The sequence below is a fragment of the Bradyrhizobium sp. genome, from assembly GCF_035935975.1.
Classification (GTDB): Bacteria; Pseudomonadota; Alphaproteobacteria; order Rhizobiales; family Xanthobacteraceae; genus Bradyrhizobium.
The window spans coordinates 1-15,494 of the sequence record NZ_DASYWN010000033.1 but is presented as its reverse complement, the minus strand read 5'-3'; the positions used below and the strand labels follow the sequence as shown (position 1 = coordinate 15,494).

Here is a 15,494-nt window from a genome sequence, read left to right as displayed (position 1 = left end):
GGGATATCTCCGGATTTCTACGGCCTGATTTACTCGCCGTTGAAGGGTCTGGCGCGAAATCGGGCAAAACCACAGATTTCGGGGTTCGTCATGCTTCGCCTGCCCGTTGTGAGCCGCATCGGTCGAAACCTCGCCCGCTTTACCGCGGCCGAGCAAGGCAATATCGCCGTGCTCTTCGCCATCGCGCTGGTCCCGGTGCTGGGCTTCGTCGGCGCTGCGATCGACTACAGCCGCGCCGTCCAGGCCCGATCCTCGCTGCAGGTCGCGCTCGATTCGGCGGCCCTGATGGTCTCCAAGGACCTGACCAACGGCACCATCACCGAAGCCGACATCGAGACCAAGACGAAATCCTATTTCAGCGGCCTGTACACCGGCAAATCCGGTACGGTGGATCTGTCCACCATCCACGCCACCTATACCCCCAAGGACTCCAACGGCATCTCGAACATCGTCGTCACCGGGTCCGGCAGCATGACGACCGATTTCATGAGGATCGCCGGCTATCCGACGCTCGGGTTCAGCACGAGTTCGACGGCGGCCTGGGGCAACACCCGCATGCGCGTGGCGATGATCCTGGATAACACGGGATCGATGGCCCAGAACGGCAAGATGAGCGCGATGCAAACCGCGGCCAAGGACATGATCGACACGCTATCGGGCTACAACAAGCAGACCGGCGACGTCTACATCTCGATCGTTCCGTTCGCGAAGGACGTCAATGTCGGCACCACCAATGGCACCAGCAATCTCAGCGCGTCGTGGCTGAACTGGACCGAGTGGGAGGGCGAGCCGCCGATCCTCGTGAACAACAAGTCCAGCGCCTTCAACTCGGCCGTCGGCAATTCGGATTGCCCGTTCACGAACAACAGCCACGGCTTCACCTGCATGGACCGGCCCGCGACGATGAGCGGCGCCAACGGCGTCAGCAAGATCCCGTCGTCCGGCACCTATGCCGGATACATCTGCCCGAGCATCGACAGCGGCAAACTGCGCGCGGGCAAGACCGGCATCTATTACAACGGTTGCTACACGACCGTGACGGGCTCCAGCGCGAGCTGCGGATCGAACACGGCCTGCACCTGCACCGGCAGCGGCTCGAGCAAGATCTGCCACCTCTGGCGCGGCGACGGCACCGCGGCAACGGCGGCGGCCGCCCCCGCGCGCAGCACCTGGACCGGCTGCGTCAACGATCGCGACCAGGACTACGACACCAAGAACACCGCACCGGGCTCGAGCTCGGCGAGCCCCTCCTCGCAATTCTATGCTGAGCAGTGGTCCGGCTGCCTCCCGGCCACGGTGTTTCCGATGAGCAACCAGTGGCAGACGCTCAAGGACCAGATCACGGCGATGTCGCCGAGCGGCAATACCAACCAGTCCGTCGGCCTTGCCTGGGGATGGCAATCCCTGAGCACGACCAACGGGCCGATCGCCGCGCCGTCCAAGGCCAGCAACTACGTCTACAAGGATTACATCGTGCTGCTGTCCGACGGCCTGAACACGCAGAACCGCTGGAGCACGTCGCAGTCCAGCATCGATGACCGCCAGGAAATTCTCTGTCAGAACATCAAGGCCGACACCACGAACCCGGTCACGATCTTCACGATCCAGGTCAACATCAGCAACAAGGATGCAAAGTCCCAGGTGCTGCAGGATTGCGCGACCAACGGCAATTTCCAGATGATCACGAGCTCGTCCCAGACATCGGACGCGTTCAAGAACATCCTCACGCAGATCTCGAAGCTGCGGGTCGCGAAATAGTCCGCTCCTGCTTCCGCACAAACGAAAAAGCCCGGCTCGATGAGCCGGGCTTTTTGCTTCCAGGATATCCGGGAAAAGCTAGTGGGCGGCCGGGGTGAACTTCGACACGATGGTCTCGACCGGCTTGAACGCCGTCTTGGCGAGGTCGCTGTAGAGGCCGGCAATCTTCTGCGATTCCGCAACGAAGGTCTCGTAGGCGGAACGGGCGAAGTCGGTCTGCGCTTCCATGGCCTTGTCCAGCGACTTCACGCCGGAAAGCTTCTCGACGAAGGACTTGGTGTCTTCGAACGACTTCTTGGTGTAGTCGCCATACGCGCTGGCGATCGCCTGGAGGCCGTGCTGCACCGAGGTCGCGGAAGCAACGCACTGCTCGAACTGCTCTTTCCCGTAGTTCTGAAAGTCTTCAACCTTGAACATTTCGGAATCCTTTTCCCTGGCTCTCGTCCGGAAGCCCCGGCTCCCTGACTCCGCCCAAAAATAGTGCAACGCACAAAATATGTCAAGAATCCTTGTGCGTCGCACAAAAATAGTTACAAGTCGCTGAGATTTCCGGACTTTCCCGCAATGCTTTCTTAAGCTTTTGGAAACCGCGGAGCCCTACCCTGATTCCCTGGACGTGTTCAGCTTCCGCAAGCGGTCGAAAGCCGTTTGAGAACATCACCTTAGCCAGAACAGCGGCTCAGGCCCAACGTCCCCCGCAGTGAACACCAGCGGAGGGACAGCCTGAGCAGGTAATGATCCCGGGTCCATTGGGCACAATTTCGCCCCACGAGCCGGTGATCAAGTCAGAAACGGGGACGGGGTTCCATGCTTCGTAAAAACTTGTCTTCCTCGCGCTTGGCGCGGGTTGGCGTTTTCGGGCTTCTTACGGTCACCACGGCGGTCATCTTCACCACCGATGCCGCCGAGGCGCGGCGCCATCGGCGCCATTACGCGCATCACCGGGTGCAGCGCGATGTGTCCGAGAGCTCGAGCCCGAAATTCGCGTCGATCATCGTCGACGGCAATTCCGGCACGGTGCTGCAGTCGAACAGCCCGGACGGAATCCGCCACCCCGCCTCGCTCACCAAGATCATGACGCTCTATCTGCTGTTCGAGCGCCTCGAGTCCGGCAAGATGAAGCTCGACACCGAGATGCCGGTGTCCCAGCACGCCGCCGATCAGGATCCGACCAAGCTGAACCTTCGTGCCGGCCAGACCATTCGCGTCGAGGACGCGATCAAGGGTCTCGTCACCCGCTCCGCCAACGACGCCGCCGTGGTCATCGCCGAAGCGATTGCCGGCGACGAAGACGACTTCGCCACGATGATGACGCGCAAGGCGCGCTCGCTCGGCATGTCCAAGACGGTCTATCGCAACGCCAACGGCCTCCCCAACGACGAGCAGGTCACGACCGCGCGCGACCAAGCCACGCTCGGCCGCGCCATCCAGGAGCGCTTCCCGCGCTACTATCGCTATTTCGCGACCTCCACCTTCAACTGGCGCGGCCAGTCGATCCGCAACCACAATCACCTGCTCGGCAGCGTCGAGGGCGTGGACGGCATCAAGACCGGCTACACCCGCGCCTCCGGCTTCAACCTCGTGACCTCGATGCGCCGCGGCAACCGCCATCTGATCGGCGTCGTGCTCGGCGGCCGCAGCGGTGGATCGCGCGATGCCATCATGCGCAACCTGCTCGCGGAGAACCTCGAGAAGGGCGCGACCACCCACACCGTGGCTGCCGTCACCGAGCGCAACGGCTCTGACGCCGCTACCGAGGTCGCGGACGCGTCGGATACCCCCGCCCGCGCCGCTGCGCAGGTCCAGGCCGCGCCAGCCCCTGCTCCGGAATCGGCGCCGTCGCGCCTCGCTGCGCGTCTGCAGACGCTTGCCGCGGCGACTGCCGCGGTACCGCCCGCTCCGCCCAAGCCCGAAGCCAAGCCTGAGGTTCGGCCGACGGAATCCAAGATCGAGCCCGCGCCGCTCACCAACGGCGTGATCTCGAGCCAGCCGCTCGCGATCATTCCCGGCTCGTCCGAGCCGATGAAGCCGGTCCGGGTCAAGACCGTTCAGGTCAAGGCCGGCGCCGTGAAGGTCGCCTCCGCCGCCCCGGCTCAGGTCGCACCGCAAGTCACGAGCACGATTGCCGCCCGCTCCGACATTGCCGAAACCTCCGGCGCCGTCGTCGCCCGTGCCGATCTCATCAACAAGCCCGAGATGGTGAGCCAACCGGAAGCCCCGAAGGCCGACGCCCGCGCCGAGATGCCGAAGCAGCCGGCCGGATTCGGCACCGGTAACGGCATCCTCGGCGTGCTGCCGGCCACAACCGCCGCTGCGCCAGCCCCGGCTCCGAAGCTTGCGTCCGCCGATCCGGCGCCGCAACCGATCCAGATGAGCGCCACCACCAAGCCGGCCGTCACCCACAGCGGTTGGATCGTCCAGGTCGGCGCACTCGAGAGCGAGAACGAAGCCCAGCAGCGCATCGACGCGGCGCGCAGCTCGGCCCGCGGCCTGCTCAGCAAGGCCGACCCGTTCACCGAGCCCGTCGTCGCCAAGGACAATCGCAAGCTCTACCGCGCCCGTTTCGCCGGGCTCGAGCGCGATCAGGCCGAAGCCGTCTGCCGCGCCCTGAAGCGCGCCGATATCTCCTGCATCACGGTCCGCAACTGATCCACTCGGATCGTTCCGAACCAAATGCCCGCGCCTTGCGCGGGCATTTTTGTTTTGGGGACGCAGGTCACGCAGCTCCGCGACAACCTCTCGTCAACAATTTACGGTTAAATTTTTACTCAAGAGATCGACCACGCCGACAATGGCGGGCATCGGGGCGACGGCAGACAGAGCAAACGGAGCACACGCGGGATTGGCGTTTGTAGCGTGGTGCCGGAGTTAGCCGTTATGCGTACGAAGCAGAGTATCCTTGGCCTCGTTGACTCGGGCAGCGAGATACGTCGAGCCCCCCTGGTCGGGATGCAGTTTCTTCATCAGGGACTTGTGCGCCCGGCTGATGTCGTCGCGCCCCGCACCCGGCTGCAAGCCAAGGATCTGATAGGCTTCCTCCGTCGTCATTTTACCACTCGCCGCCGTGCGGCGCTGCCCCCCTGCCGCATCGCCCTGCGTGTTCTGACGCCAAGCGGGAAACCGGCGGTCCAGATAGCTTTCAAGTAGGGCCACGCTCTCGGCGTCGAACGCCGGGGCCATCGCCAAGAGGCCAGCGAGATCGAACTCGTCGAGATCGCGTCCGGCATAAGGCCCGGCGACGATCTGGCCCCCGAGCCGGCCGGAATCGTGGTCGAGCCGCATGTCGAGGAATTGCGAGCGCACGCGCGAGGCCTGCCCCGAGGCGGGCGCCGCGCCGCCGCCGAACAGCCCCCCGATATTGCCGAAGCCCGCGTTCGCCAGCGGCGTCCAGCCGAGCAGCCCGGCGCCCATGATCCCAAGCGGGATCGCCACCGCCAGCTCGCCCCGCAGGCCCGTGAAGGCCGCAACCGCCAGCGCCAGCACGCCACCGCCGAACTTGATGGTGCGCGCCAGCACCGCCGGATTGGCCGAGCGGAACATCTGGAGCAGCAGATAAAGCGTGATGATTGCGATGGCGCCGGCGATCAGGGTCATGGCCGGAATATAGGCGCCCTCTTGTCAAAAAGCATGGCGTCCTTTCCGGACATCCCCGATTGACGGGTGACACACGACGTACGTTTGCCGATAAGCGCCTGACCGATCATTCCGGCACGCACTGCCGAAACGAAAGCCGCTTCAGCGCCGTAAGGAGTGTGGGTAGAGTTTGAGGGAGACCATGAGCAACGGATTCAAGCCGCCGATCGTGCCGGCCGCCTTCTTCGGCATCGTGCTTGGGCTCGCAGGTCTCGGCAACGCCTGGCGTGCAGCGCACCAGGTCTGGCATCTGCCGGCGATCATCGGCGAGACGGTGCTCGCGCTCGCAGCGATCGTCTGGGCCTTGCTGCTCGCCCTCTTCATCCTGCGCTGGATCTTCGCACGCGCGGAGTCGCTCGGCGAAGCCCACCATCCCGTGCAGTGCTGCTTCATCGGCCTCGCCGGCGTCTCCACCATGCTGATCGCGATCGCCGCGGAGCCCTATTCGCATCTCGCCGCCATCGTCCTGTTCGGCATCGGTGCAGCCTTCACGCTGGGCTTCGCGCTGTGGCGGACGGGCCTGTTGTGGCGCGGCAACCGCGATCACACCGCGACGACGCCGGTCTTGTACCTGCCGACGGTTGCCGGCGGCTTCGTCACCGCCGCGGTCTCCGCCGCACTCGGCTACCCCGATTGGGGGCAGCTCGCCTTCGGCGTCGCGCTGTTCTCCTGGCTTGCGATCGAATCCGTGCTGCTGCACCGGCTCTACACCGCCGCGACACTTCCGGCGGCGCTGCGGCCGACGCTCGGCATCCAGCTCGCCCCACCCGCGGTCGGCGCGGTCGCCTATCTCGCGATCAATGGCGGCGTGCCCGACATGGTCGCGCATATCCTGGTCGGCTACGCCCTGATGATGGCGCTGCTACTGCTGCGGCTGCTGCCGTGGATCATGGAGCAGCCGTTCTCGGTGTCCTATTGGGGCTTTACGTTCGGCGCCACCGCGCTTGCGATTGCGCCGATCCGCTTGGCCGGACATGGCGACACCGGCGCGATCGCGCAGCTCGCGCCGTGGCTGTTTGCCGCCGCTAACCTGGTCGTCGGATTGATCGCGCTCGGCACGCTACGCCTGATCCTGCAGGGACGCCTGCTGCCGGTCGCGGCGCCGCCGCCAACGCAGGCAGCGCCGGCGTGACCTCCTACTTCATCTGGCCGATCAGCTTCGCTGCCCCGCTCGCGCTTCTCGCCAGTTTCAACAGCGCCTCGCGGCCGCCGGCGGCGTAGGCCGCGGCTGCCCGCAACAATTCGCGCAACTGCGCCGCCGCACCGGGATCGAACCGGCACCAGGCCCCGCCGGTCAGCCGCGCGATCTCGCGAAAGGCCTTTTCGGCGACCGGGTCGTCGCCCTCCTGAAACAGGAATACCGGCACCTTGAGCATGCCGAGCTCACCGGCCTTGGCGCAAAGCTCGTCGATTTTCTCCTCCATGGCGTCGCCGACGAAGACGACGGCCCGCACGCCGGACGCGACCGCCTCGCGCCGCGCCTCGCTCAGCACCTTGCCGATCTGGGTGTCGCCGCCGCGGCAATCGATCTTGCTCATCAGCGTCGCAAGCCTGGCGCTGTCGGAGATCCACCCCGTGGCGCGGCACTCGTTGTGGCCGCGATAGTAGACGAGCCGGATGTCGAGACTGCCGAGCGCGGCGGTCTCGCGGAACATGTCGGCCTGGAGCGCGCAGGCCATGTCCCAGGTCGGCTGCCGGCTCATCGTCGCATCCAGCGCGAAGATCAGCCGGCCCTTGGCACCGGGCGCATGCGGCGACAGAGCGCGCGCTTTCGCAACGAAGGCGGCGATGTCCTCTGAGGTTGACGTATTGGCCTGCGGCAGCGTCCCGTCCGCCTGCGCCGAGACGGCATCGCCACCACGCGGCTTGATGGGCTGGCCCGACATCCGGCGCTCTCGACCTTGCGTGAGCGGCTAATGTGGTCAGCGCGCAGCGCCCGGTCAATGTGCAAAGCCTCCGCGGGCGGACGCCGGCGGAGGCTTGGAAAATCGGTACCGTCTATCTGGAGGACGTTAGTCTTGCTCAGCTCTTGGCCGGCCCCATCAGGGCAACCGGACCGGGCTCAAGTACCTTGGGTGGGGCCGATTGCGTGTCGACCGGCGCAATGTCGCTGTCGGTCGAGCTCAGGAATTTGTCGAGCATGCTCTGGATCGAGTTCTTGGCGGCATCCGGACCGGTGTCGCGCATGTCGTTGTGCTGGAATTCGGTCTTCACCACCTGGATGCCGGCCTTCTCGCACTCCTCGTCGGTCGGGATCACGCCCGCGTCGGTCTTGAACTGCGGGTCCTGCGAGCGGAACGAGAGGATCTTGAACTTGCCGGCGGTGACGAACGGCACGCGCAGATTGTCGAGCGTGACGACCTTCTTGACCTCATCCGGATACTGCTTGGCGAAATACATCGTGATGTCGCCGCCCATGGAGTGGCCGACCATCGTCACCTTGTCGTAGTCGGCGTTGGGCTGAACCTTCTTCATCTCCTGCATGGCGAGATGAATGTTGGCGACGCCGCGCAGGATCTGCGGCAGGCGGCCGACATAGAGCTCACCGGGCTTGGTCACCATCGGAGGATCGGTCGGCAGATCATGCTGCGGGCTCACGACCATGTAGCCGCGCGCGGCGAAGATGTTGGCGAGGAATCCGTACTCGGTGTTCTTGACGGTGTTGCCGTGATTGATCACCGCAACCGGCAGCGTGATCATGCCGGCATTGGCCTGCATTTCCTTGTCGCGGCGAACCGCGATGTCGACAGGCACGGGACGATTGTCGCGCGACGCATCGTAGAAGGTGATGGTCTCGTGCTTGATCGCCCACTTGCTCGCCGTAAAATAGGCGACGCCGCAGAGGGCACTGACCGAAACCAGAACGGCAATTCCACGCTTCATTTTCGTCCTCAGCCTCAGGCTCTTGCGGCCTGAATCCCTGTTGAAAATCGTGTTCTTCCGGGGCTCTTTGGCCCCTTGTCGCCTATTCCCTAATATATGTCACAGGGGCGTGACAGGAAGGCCAAATATTGTGAACCGGCAGCCCTTTCATTGTGCGTCGCACACGTTTCTTGGGCAGCCCTTTCTGATGTGGCTACGTCTGGGTGCAGGCCACCATCGGACGCAACCGGTCTCGATTGGGTTCAATTTCGCAGTAAACGTGGGATGAAAACGGCCGAAGCCGAGCACAGTTCCCCCGGGAACCGGCTTCTTTGATCGACCGGAAGTAGCGAAATACCGCCGGTCAGGCGCCGAGGATGTCGTGGACCTCGAGCGGCTTGTCGACCTGGCTGAACCATTCGGCGCGATTTGCCGCACGCCGGCGGCCGCGCTCGTCGAGCGGCAGCTTGAGCTGGCGGAGCAGGCTCGTCACCTCCTCCCGCGCGGTCAGATGGCCGAGATTGGGCCGCATGCCGAGCGTGGCCTCGTCGATCTCGTCCAGCGCAGTCAGGCCGCGCGGGAAGAATTCGCGGTAGACGACGCGTTCGGCGAAGCCGTCGACATAACGGAAGCCGAGTCGCAGCGACAATTCCTTCAGCCCGTCGGCGACCAGTTGCTTGTTCCGGGAGCCGAGCATCGACAGGCGGTTGCGCACCACGATCCAGTCGGTGGTCGAGCCGTCGAGCTGGCGGCGCTTGCGGCGGGTGTCTCGCACCATCTCGGCATAATGGCTCTCGCCCGTCACGGCGTAGTTGGCGGGATCGACGGTGCCGAGCACGTCGAAGTCGAGAAAGCTGTCGTTGATCGGGGTGACCAGCGTGTCGGCCATCGAATGGGCGAGCCGCATCAGGTAGCTGTCGGTGCCGGGCGTATCGATGACGATGAAGTCGAAACTGCTCTCGACAGCGGACACCGCCTCCATGAATTGAAGGAACTCCGAATTCTCGTTCTCGGCGATCTGCATGGTTTCGCCGAGCTTGATGCAGCGATGCACCGGCAGCTCGAGGTCGAGCTTGGTGCGTCTGGCCCAGGCGGCGCGGTTGTTGATGTAGTGGGTGAAGCTCTGCTGGCGGCAGTCGAGGTCGATGGTGGCGACGCGCTGACCGGCTTTCAGGAGCGCGACCGCGATGTGCAAGGCGGTAGTCGATTTGCCGGAGCCGCCCTTCTCGTTGCCGAGCACGACGACGTGCGCCGAGCCGGATTGGCTTTGGCTAGCCTGCACAAGCATAGCGATCCTCAGTACCCCTGACGAATATCTTCGAGTTGACCGCGGCTGCGGTCAAGTGAAATGCGTGACAGTAAATGCAATTCGCACGGCGCCGTGCTTCATCGTGAATCGCGGCGCGTTCTGCCGTCTGTGATCCACCCCACAATGTCGCGACATCGCGCACGGCTCGACGCGGGATGCTGTGCCGCATCCGGATGCATGGCGTCCACGACCGCCGCTTGTTAAGGTTAGCCGGGCGCCGGGACGCGCCCGCTTCCCATTCCCAACCCCGTCGAGTGCCGATGTCACGAAGCCCCTTGATCGCCCGCACGGTCCCCACCCTGCGACGCACCGTCGACAATCTTCGCAAGCGGAAGGCCACGATCGCGCTGGTCCCGACCATGGGGGCACTCCATGACGGGCATGTGTCGCTGGTGCGCCTCGCCAAGCGGCGCGCCAGCCGCGTCGTGGTGTCGATCTTCGTCAACCCGACCCAGTTCGCGCCGACCGAGGACTTTGGCGCCTATCCGCGCACCTGGAAGTCCGACATCGCCAAGCTCGCGGCCGAGGACGTCGACATCGTCTGGCATCCCGGCGTCGAGGCGATGTATCCGGAAGGCTTTGCGACCCGCATCGTGCCGGAGGGACCGGCGCTCGCCGGGCTCGAGGACCGCTTCCGCCCGCATTTCTTCGGCGGCGTCGCCACCGTGGTCGGCAAGCTGTTCACGCAGTGCCGGCCGGATTTTGCGATCTTCGGCGAGAAGGACTTTCAGCAATTGCGCGTGGTGACGCAGATGGCCAGGGATCTCGACCTTGGCGTGAGGGTGATCGGCTCCCGCACCGTGCGCGAGCGCGACGGGCTCGCGATGTCCTCGCGCAACGTCTACCTTTCGGCTGCGGAGCGGCAGACCGCCACCGCCCTCTACCGCGCGATGAAGGACAGCGCGGCACGGATCAAGGCGGGCGAAGCCATCGCGCCCGCAATGGCGCGCGGCGCCGAGACGATCACGGCGGCCGGTTTCGCTCTCGATTATTTCGAGGTCCGCCAGGCCGAGACGCTGGCGCCGGTCACCTCGCGCAAGGACGGGCCGCTGCGGATCCTGGTCGCGGCCAAGCTCGGCACCACAAGGCTGATCGACAATATGGCGGTGTAACCGCCAAGCCTGGATCGGTCAGAGCAGTCCGAGGTCGCGCAGCTCGCGGCGCATCGGCTCGGGCATCGCCGCGATCGAGCCGGCGGCGGATTTGCCGAGATCGGGCGGCACGGAATCGTCGGCGAGATAGCGCCAGCCCTGGAACGGGCGCATCGGCCGCGGCGACACCGAAATCACCTTCGGCTGCATCACGATCCGGCAGCGCCCGATGCCGTCCTTGTCGCGGAACGGCTCGATGCCGATGATCTTTTCGCGCGCGGCGATCTCGCCCTTGATCACCCAGTAGAGCGACCCGCCCGACAGGATCTCGGCATCGCGCTTGGGCACCATGCGCGTGACGTGGATGTGATGTTGCGGCAGACCCTTCTTCTTGGCGGTCTGCATCCGTTCGGCCACCCACTCCTTCAATTCCTTGACGGAGTCGCAGCCGACGGCAAGCTTGATCAGATGAAGTGGCATGGCCCAGCATTAGCCGGGCAGCCACCCATTTGGAATGCCGATCTACTCGTTATCCGCAGCCGGAGCTGCCGGTGCCGTGGCCGGCGGTGGCGCGAGCGGAACCGGTGCCGGCGCAGGTGCACGCGCAGCCTTGGGGGCCGGCTGCTTCTTGGCCGCTGGCGCGGGAGCTGCGGCCTGCGCCGAGGCGGCTGCAGGCGCACGCGGAGCCGCCGGCGCTGCGTTGGCGGCCGGGGCCGCCTGGCGAGCAGTCGGCTCCGGATTCATGATGCTCACCGGCGGCGTCGAGGAGGCGCTCGGGAACTCTGCATTGGTCGGCTTGCCCGTCGGCATCGAGGGCGGCAGCCCGGCAAGCGCACCCGTCATCGGGATGGCCGCTGTCGCGGCCGGCGCTGCGGGCGCGTTCCAGGTCGGCGCGTAGCGCGCGACGAGCTGATCGTAAAGATGCGAATCCATGTTGGCGGCGATCTGCTGCTGATCGGTCAGCGAGCGGAAGGCGGCGCAATCGAACTGCGTGCAGCCGTTGCGGGCAACCAGCACCTGCGCGACGAGGCCGTAGCGATCGCGCTCGAGCGACCTGCGCAGCACCTTCATGTCCAGCGTCAGGCTCTTCTCGGCGCTCGCGACATCGCCGAGCGCGGTCAGCCGGTCGATCCTCGCGGCCGTGTAGGCAACGGCCGCAGCCGCCGTGTCGGGCGCACCGAACAGCGCCTTCTCGCAGCCGATCGCAACGGCATCACCGGCGAGATCGTCGAGGCATGACAGCGCCGGCAGGCTTGCGGTCACCGCAGCCTGCGCGCGCGCCTCGCTTGGAGCCGCCTGCCCCGCCGGTCCGTAGTCGCGCACGGTGGCGGCCACCGCGATGGCGATGGCCAGCAGCGTGATGACCGTCAGCGCGCCGTTGGCGACGGATCTCTCGGCACGCAGCAGCGTCATCAGCAGGATCAATGCGAAGAAGCCGGCAGCCGCCAGCGTCATCCACATCGGGAAAGCCGACGAGCTCCAGATTTGGTCGAGCGAAGAGGCCCATGCCCAGTTCATGCGCGACGTCCCCTCACGCGAGCTGCGAGCGAATGGTCAAAGCGAGCACCGCGAGTCGGCAGCTGCCCCCGCCTCACCTTGTGAAGGTGAAGCGGGCCTTTTGACGGCGTGAAATACAAATTCGTTTGCGACGCCAATGCGTCAGCGAATCGGCCTCAGGACAGCGCGAGCTGGCTTTCCTTGGCGACGCGCTCGAAAGCTTCGGTCGAGCTCTTGATGCGATACTGGCAGTCGTCACCGTCCGTCGGCAGCAGGCGAATGACCTCGTACGAGCCGCTCGCAGCCGGGCGCGCGATGTTGCTGGCAGTGAACAATACGCGCGTTCCCACGGGGAATTTATGCTTCAACGCCCATCTCCATCACTCAAACAGCGCCGGCCTTGCCCAGGGTCCCACTGCGAAGGACCGGCTGAAAACCCGAACCGACATATAGCACGCGATGCGGCGTTTTGGCCAGCAGTATACAGGCATGGCAAATGTGACGATCTTGCAATCTTTTCAGGACGATAGCTGGGGAACCGAGGCGCTGGGGATACCGCCGGAACCGTTCCCTCAGGCGGTATGGGGCAAATGGCCGTCCGGGCTCGCGTGGTCGACCGCCTTGGGCAGCTCCCGGGCCAGGATCTGACCGAGCTGGTCGACCGGGATGTTGTAGCGCGCCGCGAGCTGGCGGACGGTATCACTGCCGAGCACGGCACGGAGCTGGTCGGCCGAGATCGGCAGGTTGTGGCCGTTGCCCAGCCAGGATTTGACCTGGTCGCCGAAGCCTGCCTGCTGGAGCTTGGCGACGATCGCGCTGAGGCCACCTTGATTGTTGCTGCCGAGCACTTCATTCAGCACGGCCGGCAACACGGCAGCGCCGAGCTGGCCGAGTGCGCTGCGGAGCGCGGGGTTGTTTTCCAGCGAGTCCAGGAATCCCATGGCCGTGCCTCTCCCAAGCCGTAGCTCCAGCGCGATTGAGCGCCGCCGGCTTGCTCATCGTCAAGCGGCGCCCGATCACATTCGCGGGTTACGCGTCCTCGAACTTTGCGATGACGAGCGTCTCGGCAAGCCCCTCGCGGGTCCATTCCTGGAATGCCGGCAACGCCAACATGGTTTCCATGTAGGCTTTCGTGTCCGGCGCGACGTCGATCGCATAGGTGCGGAAGCGGTGCACGACCGGCGCGTACATGGCGTCCGCAGCACCGAAGCGGCCGAACAGGAACGGTCCATTGGCGCCGTAGCGCGCCCGGCACTCGCGCCAGATCTCCTCGATGCGCGCGACGTTGGCTTTCGCATCCGCCGACAGCGCCACCGGGCGGATCGGCCGGTGCAGGTTCATGCCGCATTCGCTGCGCAGCGGCACGAAGCCGGAGTGCATCTCGGCGCAGACCGAACGGGCATGGGCGCGGGCCGCCGCATCGTCGGGCCACAGCTTCTTCTCGGGATAGCGCTCGGCGATGTATTCGATGATGGCGAGCGAATCCCACACGGTGACGTCGCCGTCGACCAGCACCGGCACCTTGCCGGCGCGGCTGAAGGACAGGATCTGATCCTTGTCGGCGGGATTGTCGGTGTAGAGCGGAATCAGCGTCTCCACGAACGGGATGTCGTTGGCGCGCAGCGCGAGCCAGGGCCGCATCGACCATGACGAGTAGTTCTTGTTGCCGATGGCGAGTTTTAGAGCAGCCATGTCACTGGTCCTTCCGAGTCCGTCTGATGCGGCTGCTTTTAGCGCCATCGCCTGCCGCCAATCAATCGTTGCCGCACCGGGACATGCGTGGCAATCGTTGCGATCCCCAACGGAGCAAGACATGAGCAGGCACTGGGTCGACATCACCGCCGTCGGCTTCTTCATCATCGAATGGCTGGCCTATGCCCTGACGCTGGAACACTCGGCCTATGGCCGCGACAGCCTGTCGGCGCGCATGAACCGCTATCGCGAGGTCTGGGTGCGCCGGCTGCTCGATCGCGACGCGCGCATGGTCGACATGCAGATCATGGCCTCGCTCCAGAACGGCACCGCCTTCTTCGCCTCCACCAGCCTGTTCGCGCTCGGCGGCGCGCTGGCGCTGCTGCACGCCACCAACGACGCCATCACGATCCTGAGCAAGCTGCCGGTCGACCTCAGCACCTCGCCCGCGATGTGGGAGCTGAAATGCGTCGGGCTCGTGCTGATCTGCGTCTACGCCTTCTTCAAGTTCGCCTGGTCCTATCGCCTGTTCAACTATGTCGCGATCCTGTTCGGCGGCATGCCGCCGGCCTCCCAGCGCGACACGCCGGCGGCCGAAGCCCACGTCATCCGCACCACGCGCGTGTTCGAATCCGCCGGCCGCCATTTCAACCGCGGCCAGCGCGCCTTCTTCTTCGCGCTCGGCTATCTCGGCTGGTTCGTCAGCCCCTGGGTGCTGTTCGTGACCACGGCAGCGGTGGTGGTGGTGACATGGCGCCGCCAGTTCGCGTCCAATGCCTGGGCCGCGATGGCGCCGGAGCTGGTGGATGGCGATACGGGAATGAAGAAGCGCGGTCATTGAGGCGCTAGTGCCCCGGCTCTGCGGCACACCGTCGAAGTGACGCTACGATACGTCCGGGGCACGAGAGCAGAGTGTGACGCTCGCGTTCTCCACATCGTCATTGCGAGCGGAGCGAAGCAATCCAGAATCCCTCCGCGGAAAGATTCTGGATTGCTTCGCTCTGCTCGCAATGATGGAGTATGGGGCGGCAACGCAGTTCTCCGAACGCGCACTCGTAGGATGGGTAGAGCGAAGCGAAACCCATCGCGCATCCTCCTCGCCGAAGCATGATGGGTTTCGCTTCGCTCTACCCATCCTACGGCCCCGCAGACACGCCTTCGCATCCTCGCGGCGTAATTCGCCCGAGCTTTGCTTGATCGCTCCACCCTCTTCGCCAAGAGGGCGCAGGGAAGGCCGGGTGCCGGCTGGCACCCACGGTCCGCTGTGCGACAGCACACGCAGAAGAACTGCACAGCGGCATACAGGTGAAGCCCAACACACGGCCTTCCCTGCGCGATGGTCGGACGGCTTATGCCGTGCTCTCCCGGGAGCCGAGTTCCCTTTGGCCTCCCTCACCTCCGCGAAAGTCGCCGGCACCGCGCCGGTTGACGCGATCACCGCATTCGCCAAGGCTTGACCGTAGCAACGACGGCCAGGACCACACGGTTTTGCCGTACGCACGGCTCGCTTACTCGCCGCAGTTTTCCCGGCCCTGTCGACGGAGCCGGAAACTTACTGGCGAAACGAACCTGACAGCGCCGCTCGTCGGCACGAAGTCTTGGGCCCACGGAGAGCATCCGCCCTGCCCTTAACCTCTCGCGCCCGACGCTGC

15 protein-coding genes are annotated in these 15,494 nt (G+C 65.2%); 5 read left to right on the top strand and 10 right to left on the bottom strand.

Annotation, left to right across the window (positions count from 1 at the left end; all coding sequences use genetic code 11):
* Positions 1 to 90: 90 nt before the first annotated feature.
* Positions 91 to 1,758, top strand: a complete 1,668-nt coding sequence (locus VGR99_RS17275; protein WP_326899854.1) for a TadE/TadG family type IV pilus assembly protein — start codon at positions 91 to 93, stop codon at positions 1,756 to 1,758.
* Between the two features lie 78 nt (positions 1,759 to 1,836).
* Here the strand turns inward: VGR99_RS17275 and VGR99_RS17270 are convergent, their stop codons facing one another.
* A complete protein-coding gene (locus VGR99_RS17270) occupies positions 1,837 to 2,175 on the bottom strand; it encodes a phasin family protein (RefSeq protein WP_326899853.1) in 339 nt (112 codons plus the stop codon).
* A gap of 390 nt (positions 2,176 to 2,565) precedes the next feature.
* Here VGR99_RS17270 and VGR99_RS17265 point away from each other — a divergent pair, with 390 nt between their 5' ends.
* Positions 2,566 to 4,407 carry a D-alanyl-D-alanine carboxypeptidase gene (locus VGR99_RS17265; protein ID WP_326899852.1) on the top strand — a complete coding sequence of 614 codons (1,842 nt, stop codon included), beginning with the start codon at positions 2,566 to 2,568 and terminating at the stop codon, positions 4,405 to 4,407.
* Between the two features lie 219 nt (positions 4,408 to 4,626).
* On the opposite strand, the gene VGR99_RS17260 is transcribed toward VGR99_RS17265, so the two are convergent.
* A complete protein-coding gene (locus VGR99_RS17260; RefSeq protein WP_326899851.1) occupies positions 4,627 to 5,352 on the bottom strand; it encodes a DnaJ domain-containing protein in 726 nt (241 codons plus the stop codon).
* 181 nt (positions 5,353 to 5,533) lie between these two features.
* Here VGR99_RS17260 and tehA point away from each other — a divergent pair, with 181 nt between their 5' ends.
* Entirely contained in the window at positions 5,534 to 6,523 is a 990-nt protein-coding gene (gene tehA, locus VGR99_RS17255) for a dicarboxylate transporter/tellurite-resistance protein TehA (protein ID WP_326899850.1), read from the top strand.
* 4 nt (positions 6,524 to 6,527) lie between these two features.
* Here tehA and VGR99_RS17250 read toward each other — a convergent pair whose 3' ends face one another.
* The 3 genes from VGR99_RS17250 to VGR99_RS17240 all read right to left on the bottom strand — a co-directional run bounded on the left by VGR99_RS17250 (position 6,528) and on the right by VGR99_RS17240 (position 9,541).
* Positions 6,528 to 7,277 carry a VWA domain-containing protein gene (locus VGR99_RS17250; RefSeq protein WP_326899849.1) on the bottom strand — a complete coding sequence of 250 codons (750 nt, stop codon included), beginning with the start codon at positions 7,275 to 7,277 and terminating at the stop codon, positions 6,528 to 6,530.
* 136 nt (positions 7,278 to 7,413) lie between these two features.
* On the bottom strand, positions 7,414 to 8,274 hold the full coding sequence (locus tag VGR99_RS17245; protein WP_326899848.1) for an alpha/beta fold hydrolase: 861 nt from the start codon (positions 8,272 to 8,274) through the stop codon (positions 7,414 to 7,416).
* 343 nt (positions 8,275 to 8,617) lie between these two features.
* Positions 8,618 to 9,541: a division plane positioning ATPase MipZ gene (locus tag VGR99_RS17240; RefSeq protein WP_326899847.1), complete on the bottom strand. Its 924-nt coding sequence runs from the start codon at positions 9,539 to 9,541 to the stop codon at positions 8,618 to 8,620.
* A gap of 281 nt (positions 9,542 to 9,822) precedes the next feature.
* On the opposite strand from VGR99_RS17240, the gene panC reads away from it, so the two are divergent.
* Positions 9,823 to 10,674: a pantoate--beta-alanine ligase gene (panC, locus tag VGR99_RS17235; protein WP_326899846.1), complete on the top strand. Its 852-nt coding sequence runs from the start codon at positions 9,823 to 9,825 to the stop codon at positions 10,672 to 10,674.
* Positions 10,675 to 10,692: 18 nt separating this feature from the next.
* On the opposite strand, the gene VGR99_RS17230 is transcribed toward panC, so the two are convergent.
* The 5 genes from VGR99_RS17230 to VGR99_RS17210 form a co-directional block, all read right to left on the bottom strand.
* Positions 10,693 to 11,133, bottom strand: coding sequence for a DUF1489 domain-containing protein (locus VGR99_RS17230; protein WP_326899844.1), 441 nt, complete (start codon positions 11,131 to 11,133; stop codon positions 10,693 to 10,695).
* Between the two features lie 42 nt (positions 11,134 to 11,175).
* Positions 11,176 to 12,171, bottom strand: coding sequence for a hypothetical protein (locus VGR99_RS17225; RefSeq protein WP_326899842.1), 996 nt, complete (start codon positions 12,169 to 12,171; stop codon positions 11,176 to 11,178).
* A 155-nt stretch (positions 12,172 to 12,326) separates the two neighbouring features.
* A complete protein-coding gene (locus VGR99_RS17220; protein WP_326899840.1) occupies positions 12,327 to 12,518 on the bottom strand; it encodes a hypothetical protein in 192 nt (63 codons plus the stop codon).
* A gap of 204 nt (positions 12,519 to 12,722) precedes the next feature.
* Positions 12,723 to 13,091 (bottom strand): YidB family protein, encoded by a 369-nt coding sequence (locus VGR99_RS17215; RefSeq protein WP_326899837.1) that lies wholly within the window; start codon positions 13,089 to 13,091, stop codon positions 12,723 to 12,725.
* Between the two features lie 88 nt (positions 13,092 to 13,179).
* Positions 13,180 to 13,842, bottom strand: a complete 663-nt coding sequence (locus VGR99_RS17210; RefSeq protein ID WP_326899836.1) for a glutathione S-transferase family protein — start codon at positions 13,840 to 13,842, stop codon at positions 13,180 to 13,182.
* Between the two features lie 121 nt (positions 13,843 to 13,963).
* Between VGR99_RS17210 and VGR99_RS17205 the strand changes: the two genes are divergently transcribed.
* Entirely contained in the window at positions 13,964 to 14,683 is a 720-nt protein-coding gene (locus tag VGR99_RS17205) for a DUF599 domain-containing protein (RefSeq protein ID WP_326899835.1), read from the top strand.
* The last annotated feature ends 811 nt before the right edge of the window (positions 14,684 to 15,494 follow it).